A 17,499-nucleotide genomic window follows, 5' to 3' on the forward strand; every position below is an offset into this window, starting at 1 on the left:
ACTAAGATGCTAGAATCTTTAGGAGGTCTTATGGATACCGCCGCGCCGGCGGCGAGCGTTGACCCTCGGCGGTTCCGCGACGCCATGGGTCGGTTCGCTACCGGCATCACAATCATCAGCACGCCGACCCCGGCGGGACCGCACTGCATGACCGCGAACGGGTTCATGTCAGTGTCCCTCGAGCCCGCCCTCGTCGTGGTATCCATCGCCAAACGTGCGAAGATGCACGACCTCCTCCTGGCCAGCGGCGTGTACGGCGTCAGCGTCCTCGCAGCGGACCAGGAGTCCGTCAGCAAGCACTTCAGCGGCAGGCCCGACCCGGACCTGGCACCACGGTTCGAAGACCACGCCGACGTCCCCCTCGTGCCGGGAGCGTTGGCACAGGTGGGCGCGGAGATCGTCGAAGCGCGCCCCGTGGGCGACCACACGTTGTTTGTCGGCGAGGTGCGCCACCTCGCCGACGGCGTTGGAGAGCCGCTGGTGTTTTACGCCGGACGCTATCGCCACCTGCTCAGCCCGGCGGCGGACTCGGAGTACTCCGACGCCTGGTCCGGCTTCTGCTTGACCCCGTTCTGTCCCCCTTCAGGTGCCTGAATTCAGGAGGTATCCCATGTCCTCCCGTCCCATCCAGGCGGCTGCCGTGAGCGCCGCCGTCCGTGAAGCTGCGGATCTACTGCAGGGCGCCATCGATACCGGCAATCCGTGTCTGCCGGTCCGCGACTTTTTCAGTTTCGGCGACGTCGAAGCCGCCTACTCGGTGCAACGGCTGAACACCGAGCGTGCCGTGGCCGAGGGGCGACGCTTGGCCGGCCGCAAGATCGGCTTGACATCGCCCACCGTCCAGCGCCAGCTCGGTGTCGCGCAGCCCGACTTTGGGGCGCTGTTCACCGACATGGCCGTGGCCGACGGCGGGCTCGTGCCCGTCCAGCGGCTGCTGCAGCCGAAGGTCGAGGCCGAGGTTGCGCTCGTCCTGACCGACGACCTGCCGAACCCCAGCTGTACCGTGGCAGAACTCGTACGTGCCACCGGGTTCGCCGTTGCCGCGCTGGAAATCGTGGACAGTCGGATCGCCGCCTGGGATATCTCCATCGTCGACACTGTTGCGGACAACGCCTCGTCCGGCCTGTTCGTGCTGGGCGGCACCAGGGTGACGCTCGACCGCGTAGACCTGCGGTCGGTGCGCATGACGTTGTCTCGTCACGGCACTGTGGTGTCGGAGGGCAGCGGTGCAGACTGCCTCGGCAGCCCCCTCAACGCCGCGCTCTGGCTGGCGTCCACGCTGGCCCGCCGAGGAGACCCGCTGCGGGCGGGGGACGTGGTGCTGACGGGCGCGCTCGGGCCGATGGTCGCCGCCGCGCCGGGCGACGTCTTTCACGCCGAACTCTCCGGACTCGGTTCGGTACGGGTCGTCTTCGCCGCCGAAGGAGAATCCCTGTGAGCAAGGCGAAAGTTGCCGTCATCGGGTCGGGCAACATCGGCACAGACCTGATGATCAAGGTACTGCGGCTGTCCGAAACCCTCGAGATTGCCGCGATGGCCGGCATCGATCCGGATTCCGACGGCCTCGCCCGCGCTCGTCGGCTGAAGCTCGCGACGACACACGAAGGCGTCGACGGGCTCGTGCGGTTGGACGAGTTCACCGACGTCCGCTACGTCTTCGACGCGACCTCCGCCGGGGCGCACCAGTACCACGATGAAGTCCTGCGCGCGCTGGGCCGGACGGTCATCGACCTCACACCGGCTGCCGTAGGTCCCTACGTTGTGCCGCCGGTCAACCTGGAGGCTCACCTCGACGCCCCGAACGTGAACATGGTGACCTGCGGCGGCCAAGCGACGATCCCGATCGTCGCGGCGGTCGCCGCGGTCACGCCGGTGCATTACGCGGAGATCGTTGCCTCGATCTCGTCACGGTCCGCCGGGCCCGGCACGCGAGCGAACATCGACGAGTTCACCGAGACCACTACCGCGGCGATCGAACAGGTGGGCGGCGCGGAGCGAGGCAAAGCGATCATTGTGCTGAATCCCGCGGAGCCGCCGCTGATCATGCGCGACACTGTGTACTGTCTGGTCTCGGACGATGATACCGAGGCGATCACGGCGTCGGTCGAGACGATGGTCGGCAGGGTGCAGGCCTATGTACCCGGCTACCGGCTCAAGCAGAAGGTGCAGTTCGACGCGGTCGCCGTGGATGATCCACTGCGCGCGCTGCTGCCAAGCGGCGCGGCTCCGGTGAAGGTGTCGGTCTTCCTGGAGGTCGAAGGCGCCGCGCACTATTTGCCCGCATACGCCGGGAACCTCGACATCATGACCTCTGCGGCGCTGGGCACCGCCGAACGTATCGCCGCACGTCGCTCGGGTGAAGGGAGTGCCCGATGAACCGGTTGTACATCCAGGATGTGACCCTGCGGGACGGGATGCACGCCGTCCGGCACCGCTACTCCGTCGAGCAGGCCAGGGCGATTGCGTCGGCTCTAGACGCTGCCGGGGTCGCGGCCATCGAGATCGCCCATGGCGACGGACTTTCCGGTTCCAGCATCAATTATGGCGTCGGCGCCCACACCGACTGGGACTGGATCGAGGCGGTGTGCGACGCCGCCCGCCGAGCAGTGCCGACCACGTTGCTGCTGCCCGGGATTGGCACGCTGCACGACCTTCGGCAGGCGTATGCCCTGGGCGTCCGTTCGGTACGGGTCGCCACCCACTGCACCGAAGCCGACATCTCCGCTCAGCACATCAGCGCCGCTCGTGAAATGGGTATGGACGTCTCGGGATTCCTGATGATGTCCCACATGGCCGAGCCCGCAGAGTTGGTTCGCCAGGCCAAGCTCATGGAGTCCTACGGAGCCTGCTGCGTCTATGTCACCGATTCGGGTGGGCGGCTGACGATGGACGATGTGCGCGAACGCTTCCGCGCCTACCGTGACGGCTTGGACTCCGCTACGGAGCTGGGAATCCACGCCCACCACAACCTCGCCCTGGGCGTCGCCAACAGCGTCGTTGCGGTGGAGAACGGCGCCACTCGCGTCGATGCCTCACTTGCCGGCCAGGGGGCTGGAGCCGGAAACTGCCCGCTCGAAGCCTTCATCGCTGTCGCCGATCTGATGGGCTTCGAGCACGGGTGCGAGTTGTTCCCGCTGATGGACGCCGCTGATGACCTCGTTCGGCCGTTGCAGGATCGCGAGGTCCGCGTGGACCGGGAAACCCTCAGCCTGGGCTACGCGGGCGTCTACTCGAGTTTTCTGCGCCACGCCGAGGCGGCGGCCACTCGATACGGCCTGGATACCCGAACAATTCTCGTGGAGGTCGGTCGTCGCAGTATGGTCGGCGGGCAGGAGGACATGATCATTGACATCGCCCTTGACCTGGCCGGTGCCGGGCGTGGCGAGCCGTGAGGTCCTACTCAGGGGTGCGCCGAAGGTGAATGGTTTGGCACTGACTAGTACCATCGGCGATGACGTCGGCAGCCTGGATCACCAGGTCGCGGGGCGGCGTGCCGGGCGGTGGTGAAGCTGGCGCGGTCGGGGTCTACCTCGAGTTGGGTGATGGTGGCGTCGGCCATGGCGATGCGCAGCGGTTGGTAGGTCACCAGCAGGGCATAGACCTCCTGCTCGATTCCGCCGGGGGTGCGAGCGCGCAGCACGCGGCCGTCCAGGATGGACGACTTCAGCTCTAGGTAGGCGGTCTCGATCTCCCAGCGCTGGTGATACAGCTGGATCAGTTCGGCGGCCGGGTAGCGGTGGTGGTCCAGCAGGGTGGTGGCCAGCCGGTAGGTTCCGGTGTGGTGGCCGGCGGTGGCGTGGATGGTGATCTCGGCCTCGATGACGCGCACACGCACGGCGCCGAGTGTCGACAGGTAGGAGCCGTCGCGGTAGCGGGCCAGCACCGGCATCTTGCGGTCGTTCTTCAGCCGCACCAGTACCTCGGCCCCGGTCGCGGCGACGTCGGCGATCAGGTCTTTGGCGGCGAAGTTTCGGTCGGCCAGCAGGATCATCCTGGGCCGCAGACTGCGCAGCAGCGTAGGTGGTCTCACCCGTGGTGGTGGGGCCGAAGACCGCGTCGATGAGGTTGCGGGTGCCGCAGGCCACCAGCGCCAGCAGGCGCAGCTGAGGGTAGCCGGTGCCGCCGTGATTGCCAGCCTGCTTGGTGAAGCGGGTCAGCACCGCCGGGCTGTCGGGCACGGTCATGGTGGTGCCGTCGATCGCGCACACCAGCAGCCCGCGCCACCAGGGTCCGCGCTGCCGCGGTATGGCTGCTAGGCCGCGCAGCAGGTCGAACAACCACCGCAGCGGCGCGACCCCGATCCGGCGGCGGGCCTGCGCTAACGCACCCGCGGTCGGTGTCGCGGTCCGGATAGCGTCCAGAGGCCTGCGGTGAGTTTGCGCCACAACCGGATACCCGATCTCGGGAAACAGACAAGCGGCCAGCAGCAGGTAGATCACCACCCGCGACGGCAGGTCCCGCAGCCGGGACTGTGTGGTGCCGGTGGCGGCCAGTGCTTCATCGACCATCTCGAACGGCAGGTGCTGGGTCAGCTCACCAAGATGACCGGGCGCGGACCGGCCCGCCGCTACAGTGATGACACGAGTGATGACAGAATTCACGCTCAGCGGAGCTCCTGGTGGCGAGGATGTCTTTGGCGGACGACCTCTCTTACCGAAGCTCCGCTCCCATCACCGGCCCGACACGCCGAAAATCAACATTCCTTGACTACAGCAGCCGCCACCTAACACGGTGGACATCTACGCGCCGAGCACGGGCACAACCTTCATCGGGGAGAGCCCCGTCGAAAGGTGCCGTCACCACCGCTGAACGACCGGTTGTCCGCCATCATCGGCGCGCCGTCGAGAGTCACAGCTCGTAGACGGCACGGTGCTTGCGTGAGCCGCCGGTCTCCGATTGGGCTCCGTTGCTCACAGAGCGCCCGATACACCGCAACACTGCCCGGCATTAACGCCGACGAAAAATGCCGTTTGACCTGCACAAATCAACCCTGGGCGACACTATGCGACAATCGCTGACACGGCATTCCCACAGATTAAAAGCCCGATGGTTAGATCCCGGTGATCTTGAAACGGCTTTCGATTGCAGGGGCTTCTACCTGCGGCTTTGGCGAATTCAAGGTCATGCTGACGGTTGTGAACGGCCGTTCTGGCTCCTCTATGTCTCCGTTCGCTCTGTCGTGCTCAAGACTCTTGCTCGGCACACTTGGCTGCAGCGGGGGTAGTCACTTCAGTCGATCTTTTAGCTGCGAGTGCCGAACTAAAACCATGCCAGATCGATGTCTAATGGTATGGTTTTAGTTCGTGATAGGAGGAGTGTGTGACTGGACGTGGTGATGTGCTTGCGCCGCTTCCGCCCACGTTCACCACGCACGCTGCGAAGCCCGTGTCGTCGCCGTTCCTTTTTATCGCGAAACGCCCCGAGCTCGGCGGAAATACCCCCGCGTGTCGTTCTCAGATCTACCAGCTACCCATGCTGGACTTGTAGCGCTCGTGGCGCTCGTCACGGCGGCAACAGCCCCTGCCAGAAGCAGTGGTTCAAGAGCAGTACGGCACGCGATCACGAGGACGACCTCAACTTGGCCTTCCTGAGCGACGTACGTCTCGGAGAGGAGGTCCCATCGTGGCCACGGGTACCAAGTTCGTGGAGTACAACTTAGGTAACCTGCAGCGTGGATCGACCATGGTCGTAACGCTGAACACAGGCGCAAACGTTCGCCTGATGAACGGCACCAACCTGCGCGCGTACAAGAACGGTCAGCGGCATCGCTACCACGGCGGGCTGGCCAAGCGCTCCCCGTTCCGGATCACCGTGCCCAGCAGCGGTCACTGGTACGTCACAGTCGATCTCATGGGGCTGCGGGCGAACTCGGTGCGATCCAGCGTGGCGGTAGAGCCTCCGCCGCTACCGACAGTCCGCTCGGCATCTGCCGGATCGCTCGCCAACATCCGCCACGAAGCTCCGCCAATCGTCAATGGTGACGACAGCCGCGTCTGGGACGTGTTCATCTCACATGCCAGCGAGGACAAGGCGACTGTGGCCCGGCCGTTGGCCGAGGCTCTCCAGCAACGCCGCGTTGAGGTATGGCTCGACGACTTCGAGCTGCGAATCGGTTACAGCTTGCGACGCAAGATCGATACCGGCCTAGCGCGGAGCAGGTTCGGCATCGTGGTGTTGTCGCGGTCGTTCTTCGCCAAGGGTTGGCCGCAGTACGAGCTGGACGGCATCGTCAGCCGATCGGTGTCCGGCGAGCAAACCTTGCTGCCCATCTGGCACGAGATCACCAAGGATGAGGTCATGGCGCAGTCGCCGTCCTTGGTCGACAAGATTGCCCGTAACACCGCGCTGTCCACCATTGAGGAGATCGCCGACGAGATCGCTGCGGTCGTTCGACCTGACGGTATCGACCCGGAAATGGATGCTGTCAATGATGAACGTTGAATGACACTTCCGATACGCACCATCCTGGACACCTTGCGGAGGCCTGATCTCAAGGAGTGGAAATAGTGGCATATCGGAACAAGCTCTACGTTGCCTTTGATGGCGACGAGGACATGCGCTGGTACAACATCCTGAAGGCATGGCGCGACAACGAACATATTGACTTTGGCTTCCACGACGCTCATGACCTTAACATGGCGCGTGACTCCAGCCTGCCAGAGTCAATCAAGGTGCAACTTCGTGCTCGGATGCAAAACTCGAAGACTTTACTTCTGCTGGTCGGCGAGCGAACGAAGTACATCCGCGGTTACATTCCTTGGGAGATCGGTTACGCTCGCTACCTGGATCTACCTATCATCGTCGCGAACCTCAACGATATGCGTCAATATGACGCCGCTCGCTGTCCCTCCAGTATCGAAGGAGGCAAAGGTGCTGTTCACATCTCCTTTGAGGCTAAGATCATAAAATACGCTCTGGACAACTGGCCTGACTACTACTATGGCAATAAAGTGGAAGCACTAAACGGCACATTTCGTTACGTTGACGAAACCTACATCAACCTTGGCCTTTGACCCTTCAATCCTTCCGTACCGCGTCACGCAGATCGCATTTGGAGGAACGGGCGAAGTCGTGTCGCAATTCGGTCGGTTTCGACAACGGACAGCTCCCGGACCCGCCCCCGTTCGGTATCCCCCCCGGGAAGCGTTCCTGCGACATGAAAGTGCACGTGCGGAATGGTTTGATGAGCCGGAACGCCATTGTTCTGCCACACCGCAATCCCGGGCCTCTTGTCGGCAGCATCTATCGCTCGCGCCGCCTGCCTGACGGCCTTCATCAGCGCCGCAGCCTCATTGTCCTCAAGGTCAAGTATCGTCTCGCAATGCCGCAGCGGCACTACGAGAAGATGAGAAATACCGCGCTGTTCCCGAGTTACAAGCGTTGCAGTCAAGCGGTCGCAGCCAAGGATTGTATAGGGACGAAGTCCAGAGAGATACTCGCAGAACGCGCACCTAGTAGCCTCAGGCGCTTCGATGTTGTCCGTCGCCATTATGACGGTTTCAGCGAAGTGAGGAAGTCCTGAAACTCAAGCATGTCGATACGATTCAGATCTTCTGGACGCACGAATATATCCAATCGTTCACAGACTCTTTTTTGTCTGGATGCGAACATAAACGATAGAGCAATAAATCGGATCGAGTCCTGGGCGGGAAGAACCTGGGAAAGTCGGGACTGTCCGCCACCTATGATAGGTATAGCCACCGCCTCACCGTTCGTAGTCTGGCGGACGGCTTCCCAAAGGTTCATAAGACTGCGCCACAAGCCGTCGATGTCGGCCTGTGCATTGTTGTTCTTGTCCATCGCCGAATACGCAACACAAAAGTAGTGCGTCCGATGATGACGTAGAACGGCGATCGTTCCTACCGGGTAAGTCGTCGTTTTACCTGGCTTTTCGATCGTTCCACATGACTGAACTCCACCAAGCGCCCTGTTCAGGTCCTGATCGAGCGCGTCTTGATCTTGCTTGTAGACCTTCTCCAGAAACTGCCCCTGAACACTGCCGCGCTGGATAATATGTGGCACGGCCGTATCAAACGTGTTGGACATCCCGATCACTAAGTTATCAGCGCACTCAAACAGGTTGCCGGGGATTAAACGGATCTCTGTCTTGGGTGCCGAGTACTTCTCCTCGACGGGACGTGGCCAAGAACGCACTGCGCCGATGATCAATGCGATAAGCACGACCGCGAGAATCACAGGAAAGTTGAGTTTGGAGATAGCGTCCGGCTTAATGACGTCAAACAGGCCAAGCAGCATCGCCTCGACACCGACGACCGCGAAGACTCGCAGTCCAAATCGAGCCCAGAAACGCCACGTCCCCAGATCGCGCAATAGTCGACGACTCACAGGCCGACCTTTGCATAGTGATCCGGGTTGTAGTAATGCGGGCCCGCCACGTCTCCGGCGTTGAAGACGGGCACATACTCATCTAGGGCATACTTGATGATTGCGGGCTGAAACGAGACAGGCATAGTGTAGTAGTTGGCGTCTAGAAAAGGCTGAGGAATAAAGCTTCTCTCGACTGAACGACTTCCGCCCAGATTGACGATAACCACCGGCAGCCCCAGTTGAATAACCGTGTCAACTTCATAAGCCAAGAACGAGTATCCGTCGCCGCCTTTGCGGCGACCCGCACTACTCCCGAGCAAGACAACTTGCTTGGCAGTGTTTGAGATACGCTCTCGCAACCGGCGCTTGATCTGTTCACGCGAGCTAGTATCGCGGGCTACGTAGAGATCGTGGGCATCGAAGAATGAGAAGTCGATGTTCGCATTATCACGCCAGGCTTCCATCATCCGATAGCAATGGATGTCTTCGCTGGCGAAGGCTACGTACGTCTTGTTCCGGTAGCTCAAGCCCTTACTCCTGCGTTAGTTGAATCACTCCCGAAATGCTGCGTACGACAGCCTCTCACAAAGATCATCGCGCAGCCTGACGCGCCAGTCTACCCGAGTCAACCAGCAATCTCGAAGCCTGTCGGCACGGGTAGGACGGGCTTCGCGTCGTTCGTCATGCACCTTCGGACGCTCCATCGTCAAAGATTCCCGACGAACAGTCGCTACTCGTCAGGCCCAAACATCCGCATGTCACCTACCGGACCTGCCGGCGCTGAAGAATTACGGGCAAAGCTATCGCGACTTTGCCTCGTTCTCCCTCCGGCGCTCTACTACGAGTGTCAAGGCTTCCGAAAGTTCTTTTGCGACACCTCCTTCTTGATTGCACATCGACGTAATCTCGTGATCGAGGACAGTCACGTGGCTGGCAATGAATTTGAGCAACGTTTTCAAATCCTCGTACGTCGAATGCAGCAGGAGTTAGGCATAGACGACCCCAACTGGTGGTGAGCGCTTGTGCGACGGCCCAGGGCGCAGATCACGTCCCGTGATCGCCGAACGTTTGCAGCCAGAGCCGGCCGGTGCCCCGGGCTCGATGCATGGTTTCGCGGCCACATGGTCCGGTTGCGGACAGGATCGCCGGACCCACGCTGCCGCTGGACGGCAGACGCGGTCCAGGTCGAGGGCGGGTAGCCAGCGCTGGACCCAGTCGGCGAGGGGCGTCCGGGCGGCGGCGGGGTCGATCCAGGCACCGCGCCGCCGGTTGGTGGTCATGTCGGAGAGGTAGGCGTGGGTGTCCTCGGCGCTGTGGAATCCGCCCACTGAACTTGTGCCGCCCGCGGTCTGCCGGTAGCGGACCCGCCACGAATGTTGTCCTGATTGCTCGGCCCATGCCATGACGACCTTCGAGAGTGTGATGTTGCTGGTTGTCCCGATTTGGGAGGTGGGTACCGCTACATCATGAGGTCAAGAGGGGCCTGAGACTATGACGGGACTGGATCGAAGATCACTTCGTAGTCGGTCTGCCGAGTTTTTCTCGTTGAGCGTCTGTTGAGTCATGAGCGCTTCCTATTGCTGTGGCCAGTGCACGGTGTGCATGGGGCCAGGGGATGCGTTCCTGCTCGAGAAGTAGTCCGTTGTCATGATTGGCGGCGTGGTCGACTAGATGCTCGTACAGTTGTTGTTCGGTGTCGGTGAGATGGGGAAGCGATTTGCGTTGAGGGCCTGCACCGTCGACTGAGAGGTGTCGGAACTCTTCCAGTGTCGTCATGTCCATGAGCGTTGTGTTGACGGCGATACCGTAGCCACGTAGATCGTTGACGAATTGGAGTCCAGGTGCATCGATGTCTCCCCAATAGATGACTCGTCGAGCGGTTCGCACCCAGGCGATTTGAGCGTAGTAGGAGACACTGAAGCCGTGGCCGTGGAGTACGACGACATCGGTGTGGTCCTCCGTTATTGCGTATCCGGTTTCTTTGTTTTCCAAGATCACCACGGTGCTGGGTACGTGTTGCCATCGGTTGAGGTCTTCGACACTGGCAGCTAGGTGACGCATGCCCGCCAGTTGCGCTCGTAGTGCGGGGTCGAGTAAGGCGACCTGGACGAGGTCTGGTGGAATGCGCAGTCCGAGCCGTTCGTGTAGGCGTCTGCGCCGAGGCACGGGTGTTGTTTCGTCGTCGGCGGCGTCGCTGGTGCCGAGTAGGGCGAGTACGAGGTGGGCGTTTTTGGCGAGCCATTTAGTGTCGATGCCTTCGATGGGCAGCTGGCGCAACAGCATCCCGGATGTTGGGTTGGCTTGCAGCCAAGTGACTGTCGTGACTAATCGCAGGTAGTCGCGCTCGCCCATGTCGTTGAGGCGGCGAATAATGCCGGTGAACTGGGCCTCTGGGAATCTGTGGTACAGCGAGGTCAGACGTCTCCCACAGCGCTGCCATGTTTGTTGGGTGTCGGCGTGGGCGGCCGCCACTTCGCGCGGGTGACCCAACACCAGTGTTTTCGGCATCTTGTGTGTGCCGGTGGGGAACCGCGAGCTGGTGTATTCGATCACTCCGGGGCCCTTGTAGGCACGCCATTGCTCTGCCCAGGTGTGGCAGGCGATCGGGTCGGCTGATCGTTGTGTTGTAGTCGGTGGCTGAAGGCTGATTCGTATCGGCCAAGTCCCCGTTTGCCGGGCCCAGTCCGGGTACTCTTGGACGAAGCGCCTGCGCAGTTGTTCGATGACGTCGTCAGGCTGCCGCACCCGTGCCTCCGTCCGACTCGTCAGTGCGGCGAACCGCAAGGTCGCCGAAGGTGGCCATGGCCGCGTTGGAGTGGCTTCCCTCGGTGGTCATGCGCTTTTCGACGAGGATCGCCTGCCCGATGAAGGGTTCAACGATGCCGGACATGCGGATGGGTGCGGCGATGAGTAACTGGAACCCGAACTCGTCGAAGGCCGACAAGGCCTGTCCGGAGAAGGTCTCGTCGGACTTGCTGAACGCTTCGTCGAGCATCAACGGCGCGAACCGTGGGCGGCCGTCGGAGTCGTCGTCCGCCAGGTTGTAGCTCAGGGCGGCGGCCAGACAGAATGCGACTAACTTTTCCTGTTCGCCACCGGAATTGCTGGCGGTGTTGCGATAGGTGTACACGGTGATCCCATGGGAATTCTCTTCTCTGCCGTAGAAGGCGTAGCTGGTGCGCACGTCTAGCACGTTGCTGCGCCATTGGCGCGACGCTGCGTCGTCTGCGGTGAATCGGGTCATCAACTCACGCACACGTTTGAACTGTGCCAACGCTTTATGTGCGTCCCGCTGTGCGGCTGGGGCGTTGCTCAGCAAGGCGTCCACCTTGCGCTGGAACTCCTTGACATCGTTGGAGGGGTTTGCTTTGAATGCGATTTGGAGGTGGGTGTCCGGGTTGAACTTGACTCGCCGGAGTCCGTCGTTGACCATGTAAACGCGACGTTTGATGTCGGTGGCAGCATTTTCGATCTCTCGTTGCAGCATACCGATGGACGGGACCATGTCCTCGGTAATGATCTGCTGGAACTGTGACATCGCTTCGGGCAGTCGTCGTTGGACGATCTCTTCGTGCAGGGCTGCGAAGTCGCCTCCCGAACGTTCGATGTCACCGCTGGCATCTGGGGCAAAGTCTCGCCAAGACTCCAGGAAGCGGTCCACGGCTGTCTTGACCTTCGTGAAGGAATATTTGCCGTCGGCTTCGGCAAGGTCGCGGTGGCGTTCGAGTGCCTTGCCGAACGCGGAGCGAACCTGCCGCATTGCTGCCGGGTTAACGGGGATTTCGATGTCGGCGAATATGCGGTCGAGGTAAGTACGATCTTCGTCGTCGGCGATGGTGTGTGGTTTGGGTAGTTCGTGTTCATAGGTGCTGAGCAGCTGTGTGTGCTGCTGGCCGTATTCCGTAATCTTGGATTTGGTGGTTGAACAGAGTTCCGACGCGGTTGTCCAGGTGGTCTCGGCGTCGTCGCGGTCTCGTTCCAGTCGTTGCAGGTCGACATTGCTTGCCTTGATCTCGTCGATCCGTTGTTCAAAATCCCCGGCATTGCGCTTGGATGTCCAGTGGTCCAGCTGAGCCCAGGTGTCGTAGTCGGCGATCTGGGTCGCGGCCGTGATCCTGGACTCCAGGTTCCGGTAATTCACGTCGAGTTCGTCGGCCGCCTCGAGGGCTTGTTCTTTGGCCACGGCCAGTTCGGTGACCTCGATCTCGAGGGCTGCGCGCTTGGCCGCGGTATTGGCGCCGAGAACGTACGATGAAGGGTTGGTTAGCTCCGGTCGGTCGTCCTTGCGATAGTGATTGCCCGGTAGTTTGACCGTGCCGCGGACGGTCACGGCTATCCGGTGTTGTTCTAGATCGCGGGCCGTTTCGACGCACTTGTGCTCGAACTGACGCGCCAGTTGCCCAGCCAGCCACGGTCCACTGGGATGGTTGGTGTCTACAGTGAGCTTGCCCGCCAGAACGTCAACGGGTGGTTGATGTCGGTGGGCCGAGGTCGCCGTCACTACGCTGTACTCGACAATGCCGCCCATGTTGTTGTTGTCGATAAACTCCCGGACGACATCTTTGTGGACGTCGGGCACCAGCATCCGCATGGCGTAGTTGCGCAGTACCTTCTCCGCGGCGGGGCGCCATCGCTCCTCCCCGTCCACGATATCGATCAGCTCCGCCGCGTATGGCAGGTCGGACACCGGGACGTTGGTGGCTTGCGCGATGTACTCTCGGCGCTTACTTTCTCGTTGCGGGATAAGCGATCCTGCGGTCTGCAAGGCAAGTAGCTCGGCGGCTTTCGAGTCGTGTAGCCGACGCGTGTCTGCTAGGGCGGCGAACGTTGTGTGCCGGTCTGGCTCGATCTTTTTCTTGTCGGCTTGTGCCTGGTGCAGGATCTCCGGTACTTCCTCACGCAGTGCGGTGAAGGCGGGTTCATCCTCGGGGCACCGCCGTTCCAGCCTGGTGACGTGGCTGGCGTAAAACCCGTATGCGCTCTCGCGAGCTGTGGCCTCGTCTTTCGCGGCCTGCAGGCGGACCTTGAGTTCCTGCATGGCCTGTCCTTCTCGGCGCAACTGTTGGTCGAGCGAAATGAAGCTCTGGTAAGCGTCGTTCTTGGCCTGTTCCTGTCCTGTGAGCCGACGGTCCAAGGCGTCGATGTTTAGGTCCAGACGGTCCATGTCCTCTTGGAGCACTCGTAGGTGCACCTCGCGGAGATAGTGGTCCATGGGAGCGCCGAGAAGGGCTGCGGCGCGGTTGCCCGTTTCGCGGGATTTCTGGTATTTAGTCCAGTACTCGGGTACGTCGCGCAGCACGTGTTCCTGTGTGTGCGCTCGGCGCGCGGTTTCGTATGCGGCGTTGAGCGGGGTAAACGAGTCAAGCATTTTCTGTGCTGCGCCGAATGTCACTGGAGTGTCGAGCATGTTGCTGCGGATGAACTGGTTCAGGTCGCCGACGTTCTTCATGGATTTGGCCTTACCCAGCAGCGACAGAGCAGTTTTCGAGGTGCCGAGTCCAACGCGTTTGGCCAGGGCGCGCATATAGTTCGCTTGGTTATCGGGATAGTCCGCCGGGTACGTGGCTTTGAGCCAGCGTGTGTTGTACTCCTGCGCGGCCCACGTCTCGAGGACTCTGAGATCGAAGTGCCCGTCGTGTAGTTGGTGCATCGTCTTTATCGAAGCGCCGTCGGTTTCGGCGCCGGTGAACCACTTGACTACGACTGCGGTGGTGACCGCCCCCAGTCCGTCTTCGTATGTGGCGCCGACTGCTGACCAGGTCGTTTTCCCGCCGCGCAGGTACTGCACGTGGGACTGTTCGTGCTCGTCGTCGTTCTCTGACCAGGCGCCGCGAACATAGTCGGTGACACTGCGGGTGCCCTGTTTGGCGCCGCGGGCGGTCAGGTCCGCTGAGGCGTTGAACCGATGGTCGTTGGTGGGTAGGAGTGCGATGGAGTGAGCGTCCATGAGGGAGGACTTTCCTGACCCGGACGGACCGGTAAGTAGCATCCCGCGCTCGTCTATGGGGAAGTCTTTGTAGCCGCAGAAGGTGCCCCAGTTGATAACCTGCAACCGGGTGATGCGGAACTGGCCCAGGTGAATAGTACGGCTGCCGTTGACGGTTTCAGGCATCCTTGTCCTCTTCTGCTGGGGTGTTCGTGGTCGGGTCGGTGTCGGCTCCGTGGGGTAATTTGCCCCGGGCGATCGCCTTGTATCGCTGATCGAGTGCGGCGACCCGTTCCGCGGTGAGAATGGACGTGATCACGCCGTAGATGATGTAGCGACTGGTGTTCTTGATCGGTTTGATGATCACCGCGTCGTCGAGTGCCTTGATCGCTGATTTGATCTTCTTCTGGAAGTTGGCCTCGTCCGTGTCGTCGGCCCGCTTGTAGGCCATCATGTGGTCGATCATGTCCGCGGTCTCGACGATCGGGTTGTCCGGGGAGATCACGTATTGGTGGTACAGATACAGCGCCAGCGTGCTGGCTGCGAGGCTGAGCGTCCTGGTTCGCAGGAGCGTGCGGCTGTGGGGACTGGGATCGTCGGCCTGTCGGGTGAAGGCGTACCGGTGGTCTCGGTTTACCTCAAGGATGAGACCGAGCTCTGACAGTCGGCGGCGCAGTACGTCCTCGAACTGCAGTACGATCGGCCAGTGTCTCGTCGACTTGTCGGTGACGTGCGGGGCGGCGACCAGTTCCTGCAGTGCCCAGCACACTTCGGCGGGTAGTTCGCTGCTGTCGCCCACGAAACGCGGGTGGAGATCTCCGTCGCTGATCCGGGACCCGATGCCGTCGTGGGTATCGTCGAACACGTCTGACGGATCAAGTGCGACTTGGGTGGTGGTCGTACCATCGTCCTCGTCGAACAGGTCGTCGGAGAACACATCCCCGAACGGTGGAATGTCGGTGTCAGTCATCGGCGACACCTTCTAGAAGAGTGGGCTGAGACCACAGCGGTGGACGGTGCGCGGGCGGGGCGACGAGGTCGGGAATCAGTTCGCCGAACACCAGATAGGGGACGGTGATTTCTCGTCGACCGCGCCGTGTGTGAGCCCAGACTGTGGTTCGCGCGGTGTCATCGACGTCCCCGAAACGGGTGGCCAGTGACCAAAGGCCGATGATGTCCCCGGTGCGCGGCTTGGTCAGCTCTTCGAGCACCTCGGAGAGGGTGGCGAAGCCGCTTCGGGCATCCATCGCCGAGTGCACTGCCAAGCGTAGTGCGGCCCAGTCGATAGATTCCTGTCCGAGCAGCGTGGCGGGATCGATCTCAAATTCACCGCTGGAGTCGGTCACCGGGTCAGGCAATGCGAAGTCGCCGTCATCAAGCCGCACACGACCTACCGATTTGGTCTGCACCCCGCTCATTGGGACGACGAACCCGATATCGCGGCCGCCGTGCGTGCGCTGGAAGGCTTCCGCCGCCGAAGCCTGAGCTTCGTTGATCCGGGTGCTCATACTTCGGTAGTGCAGGATGTCCCCTCCGCGGACGAAGTTACTCATGCGGCGGAAGGCCACCGCGCGGGTGTCCTCCACCTCTTGGACCCGGCACCACACCGCGTCGATGAACCCATCCAAGAGTTCGGCCAGATGTGATGGCAACCCATTGACGCGGCTCACGATCTCGGCGATGTCCGACTCCAGCTGCGCCCGCTGGGTGGGGACAGCGACGACGGTGGCGAAGGCTCGAAAGGCCTGCCCTTCCGGAGACTCGGCGATGACGTTGTGCCCGTCGAACATCCGTTGCAGCGACTCGGCGAACTGAGCAGGGTCGTCGCTCAGACTTTGCCGCAGCAGTGCCGCGGTGTTGGCGTGCATCTGCTCGCCGTACCGGGCGACGTCCGGAGGGATACGTTCCACCAGCTGAGCGAGCGTGCCGACCTTATCGACGAGGTTCGCGTGATTGACCTCCGGGGATTCGCCCCTGTCCAGCGCGTCGAGCTGGGCAACGAGGACCTTGAGCTGTTCCTTCAGCACGCTTCGCCTGGCGTTTGGATCAGGGTTCGCCTCGATAGCGATCTGCCTCATCTCGGCCATCACCATCGATAGGGCCGACTCGGTGGCAATCGAGGTCTGCCGCTGCAGGTTGCGCATTTGCCGCACGGCCTGTCCTGCCCCCGAGGCCAGTTGGTAGCGCTCAACGCGAGTTTGTGGATCAACGCTGCGATACACCCATCCCTTCTTGGTCCAGCGGGTCAGCAGCGTGTCGGCATCCAGGGTTACCTCCGTTGCAGCCTGATCACCAGTGGAAACATTACTGCGCAGTAACGCGGGGAGATCGGCGTCCATCTGGGCGGTGAGCGTCTGCCCATCGACCACCTGACCGTCCCCCAGGTGAGCCGCCATCAAGGCCAGGTGGAGCAACGCGTCCTGTGACCGCAGCAACGACATCGTCACGTCGGCTGTAGCACTGGTGCGGAACTCGTGAAAAAGGTGCTCAGCCGACGTTTTCGCCACGCCTCAGTTACCTTCCCGCGTCACCGGACAGGGCACCAGTCGGTGACCGCTTTCTGACTGTAGACACGAGGTCCGACAATCTCGTGCGTCGAACCCAATATCGTCGTGTTGCGAAGTGCGACGGCTACTCCATTTGTGTGACACACACATCCTAGGCAATGATCAACACGATGAGATTCACCGAATAAGTCGCGCTCGCGGCCTCCAGTGTTACTTGAGCGGGTTCGGGCGCGGGTCCGTTGGCGGTATTGCTGATGGTGGTGGTGATTTCGGTGCCGACTAGTGGTACTGGTGATCACGGTGGGTGCGATGACGTCGAACGACAAGTTCTTCCAACACAGACCGGTGCAGTGCTCAAGCACGGCATCTTGCGGCGTAGATCCGTCATGTTCGCTTTCAAGACAGGTTTCACCTCGAAAGACGGCCGCGTCGTGTATCTCGATGGCTTTGCCGGTCCTGATCGCTACGCGCCTGAGGATGGAAGCGCCGAGGGTGCTGAGGGATCGCCCTGCTGGCAACGAACCCGCACGGGTGGAAGAGTGGAGGTGACGGTTGCAGTGCATCTCCGTCGAGCGCGGTCTGGCGCAGGGGATAGATGATGTCAAGCCGGGCCAGTAGGGCAGTCTGGCGATGTGCAGCGATCGACCACTGGTGCGGCCTGATCGGCCGTGAAGATCCGCGATGAACTACTGTAACGGCCCCAAAGACAGAGCAGCGTAGCCACGGTTGATGACGATG

Annotated in this window: 15 protein-coding genes and 1 pseudogene; 6 read left to right on the forward strand and 10 right to left on the reverse strand. The window is 61.6% G+C overall.

What is annotated here, in order from left to right; translation table 11 throughout:
* The first annotated feature begins 30 nt into the window (after nt 1-30).
* From BM199_RS24560 to dmpG, 4 genes are read left to right on the forward strand one after another with little or no spacing between them, the layout of a single operon-like run.
* Nucleotides 31-594 carry a flavin reductase family protein gene (locus BM199_RS24560; protein ID WP_091675978.1) on the forward strand — a complete coding sequence of 188 codons (564 nt, stop codon included), beginning with the start codon at nt 31-33 and terminating at the stop codon, nt 592-594.
* A 16-nt stretch (nt 595-610) separates the two neighbouring features.
* Nucleotides 611-1,438, forward strand: a complete 828-nt coding sequence (locus BM199_RS24565) for a 2-keto-4-pentenoate hydratase (protein WP_075849220.1) — start codon at nt 611-613, stop codon at nt 1,436-1,438.
* The gene (locus tag BM199_RS24570) at nt 1,435-2,376 is read left to right on the forward strand and encodes an acetaldehyde dehydrogenase (acetylating) (protein WP_020501043.1); all 942 of its coding nucleotides are present in this window, start codon (nt 1,435-1,437) and stop codon (nt 2,374-2,376) included. Before BM199_RS24565 ends, BM199_RS24570 begins: the two co-directional genes overlap by 4 nt.
* Entirely contained in the window at nt 2,373-3,392 is a 1,020-nt protein-coding gene (dmpG, locus tag BM199_RS24575) for a 4-hydroxy-2-oxovalerate aldolase (RefSeq protein WP_020501042.1), read from the forward strand. Before BM199_RS24570 ends, dmpG begins: the two co-directional genes overlap by 4 nt.
* Nucleotides 3,393-3,436: 44 nt before the next feature.
* Here dmpG and BM199_RS34275 read toward each other — a convergent pair whose 3' ends face one another.
* Together BM199_RS34275 and BM199_RS35240 are read right to left on the reverse strand one after the other, a co-directional pair.
* A complete protein-coding gene (locus BM199_RS34275) occupies nt 3,437-4,030 on the reverse strand; it encodes a transposase (protein ID WP_211323229.1) in 594 nt (197 codons plus the stop codon).
* 250 nt (nt 4,031-4,280) lie between these two features.
* Nucleotides 4,281-4,601, reverse strand: a pseudogene (locus BM199_RS35240) (transposase domain-containing protein); the annotation flags it as partial.
* Between the two features lie 1,021 nt (nt 4,602-5,622).
* On the opposite strand from BM199_RS35240, the gene BM199_RS24585 reads away from it, so the two are divergent.
* The gene (locus tag BM199_RS24585; RefSeq protein ID WP_211323228.1) at nt 5,623-6,441 is read left to right on the forward strand and encodes a DUF1883 domain-containing protein; all 819 of its coding nucleotides are present in this window, start codon (nt 5,623-5,625) and stop codon (nt 6,439-6,441) included.
* 65 nt (nt 6,442-6,506) lie between these two features.
* Nucleotides 6,507-7,013 carry a TIR domain-containing protein gene (locus tag BM199_RS24590; RefSeq protein WP_091675980.1) on the forward strand — a complete coding sequence of 169 codons (507 nt, stop codon included), beginning with the start codon at nt 6,507-6,509 and terminating at the stop codon, nt 7,011-7,013.
* A gap of 23 nt (nt 7,014-7,036) precedes the next feature.
* Here BM199_RS24590 and BM199_RS35245 read toward each other — a convergent pair whose 3' ends face one another.
* The 8 genes from BM199_RS35245 to BM199_RS24625 form a co-directional block, all read right to left on the reverse strand.
* Entirely contained in the window at nt 7,037-7,489 is a 453-nt protein-coding gene (locus BM199_RS35245; protein ID WP_091675983.1) for an HIT domain-containing protein, read from the reverse strand.
* Nucleotides 7,489-8,346, reverse strand: a complete 858-nt coding sequence (locus BM199_RS24600; RefSeq protein WP_143101910.1) for a macro domain-containing protein — start codon at nt 8,344-8,346, stop codon at nt 7,489-7,491. Before BM199_RS24600 ends, BM199_RS35245 begins: the two co-directional genes overlap by 1 nt.
* Nucleotides 8,343-8,855, reverse strand: a complete 513-nt coding sequence (locus BM199_RS24605; protein ID WP_091675988.1) for a TIR domain-containing protein — start codon at nt 8,853-8,855, stop codon at nt 8,343-8,345. The genes BM199_RS24600 and BM199_RS24605 overlap by 4 nt, the downstream gene beginning before the upstream one ends.
* Nucleotides 8,856-9,314: 459 nt before the next feature.
* Entirely contained in the window at nt 9,315-9,731 is a 417-nt protein-coding gene (locus BM199_RS33425; RefSeq protein ID WP_143101911.1) for a hypothetical protein, read from the reverse strand.
* Nucleotides 9,732-9,840: 109 nt separating this feature from the next.
* Complete coding sequence (locus tag BM199_RS24610; protein ID WP_162830107.1) at nt 9,841-11,073, reverse strand: Wadjet anti-phage system protein JetD domain-containing protein; 1,233 nt, start codon at nt 11,071-11,073, stop codon at nt 9,841-9,843.
* On the reverse strand, nt 11,060-14,440 hold the full coding sequence (locus tag BM199_RS24615) for an ATP-binding protein (protein ID WP_091675994.1): 3,381 nt from the start codon (nt 14,438-14,440) through the stop codon (nt 11,060-11,062). Before BM199_RS24615 ends, BM199_RS24610 begins: the two co-directional genes overlap by 14 nt.
* Nucleotides 14,433-15,224: a DUF4194 domain-containing protein gene (locus BM199_RS24620; protein ID WP_091675996.1), complete on the reverse strand. Its 792-nt coding sequence runs from the start codon at nt 15,222-15,224 to the stop codon at nt 14,433-14,435. Before BM199_RS24620 ends, BM199_RS24615 begins: the two co-directional genes overlap by 8 nt.
* The gene (locus tag BM199_RS24625; RefSeq protein ID WP_091675998.1) at nt 15,217-16,761 is read right to left on the reverse strand and encodes a DUF3375 family protein; all 1,545 of its coding nucleotides are present in this window, start codon (nt 16,759-16,761) and stop codon (nt 15,217-15,219) included. Before BM199_RS24625 ends, BM199_RS24620 begins: the two co-directional genes overlap by 8 nt.
* Nucleotides 16,762-17,499: the final 738 nt, after the last annotated feature.

The sequence above is a fragment of the Amycolatopsis marina genome (assembly GCF_900111885.1).
Classification (GTDB): domain Bacteria; phylum Actinomycetota; class Actinomycetes; order Mycobacteriales; family Pseudonocardiaceae; genus Amycolatopsis; species Amycolatopsis marina.

Excerpts from the sequence above, each read along its gene's own strand:
- BM199_RS24560 (WP_091675978.1), top strand. The coding sequence starts at position 31 with ATGGATACCGCCGCGCCGGCGGCGAGCGTTGACCCTCGGCGGTTCCGC.
- BM199_RS24565 (WP_075849220.1), top strand. The coding sequence starts at position 611 with ATGTCCTCCCGTCCCATCCAGGCGGCTGCCGTGAGCGCCGCCGTCCGT.
- dmpG (WP_020501042.1), top strand. The coding sequence starts at position 2,373 with ATGAACCGGTTGTACATCCAGGATGTGACCCTGCGGGACGGGATGCAC.
- BM199_RS35245 (WP_091675983.1), bottom strand. The coding sequence starts at position 7,489 with ATGGCGACGGACAACATCGAAGCGCCTGAGGCTACTAGGTGCGCGTTC.
- BM199_RS33425 (WP_143101911.1), bottom strand. The coding sequence starts at position 9,731 with ATGGCATGGGCCGAGCAATCAGGACAACATTCGTGGCGGGTCCGCTAC.
- BM199_RS24615 (WP_091675994.1), bottom strand. The coding sequence starts at position 14,440 with ATGCCTGAAACCGTCAACGGCAGCCGTACTATTCACCTGGGCCAGTTC.
- BM199_RS24620 (WP_091675996.1), bottom strand. The coding sequence starts at position 15,224 with ATGACTGACACCGACATTCCACCGTTCGGGGATGTGTTCTCCGACGAC.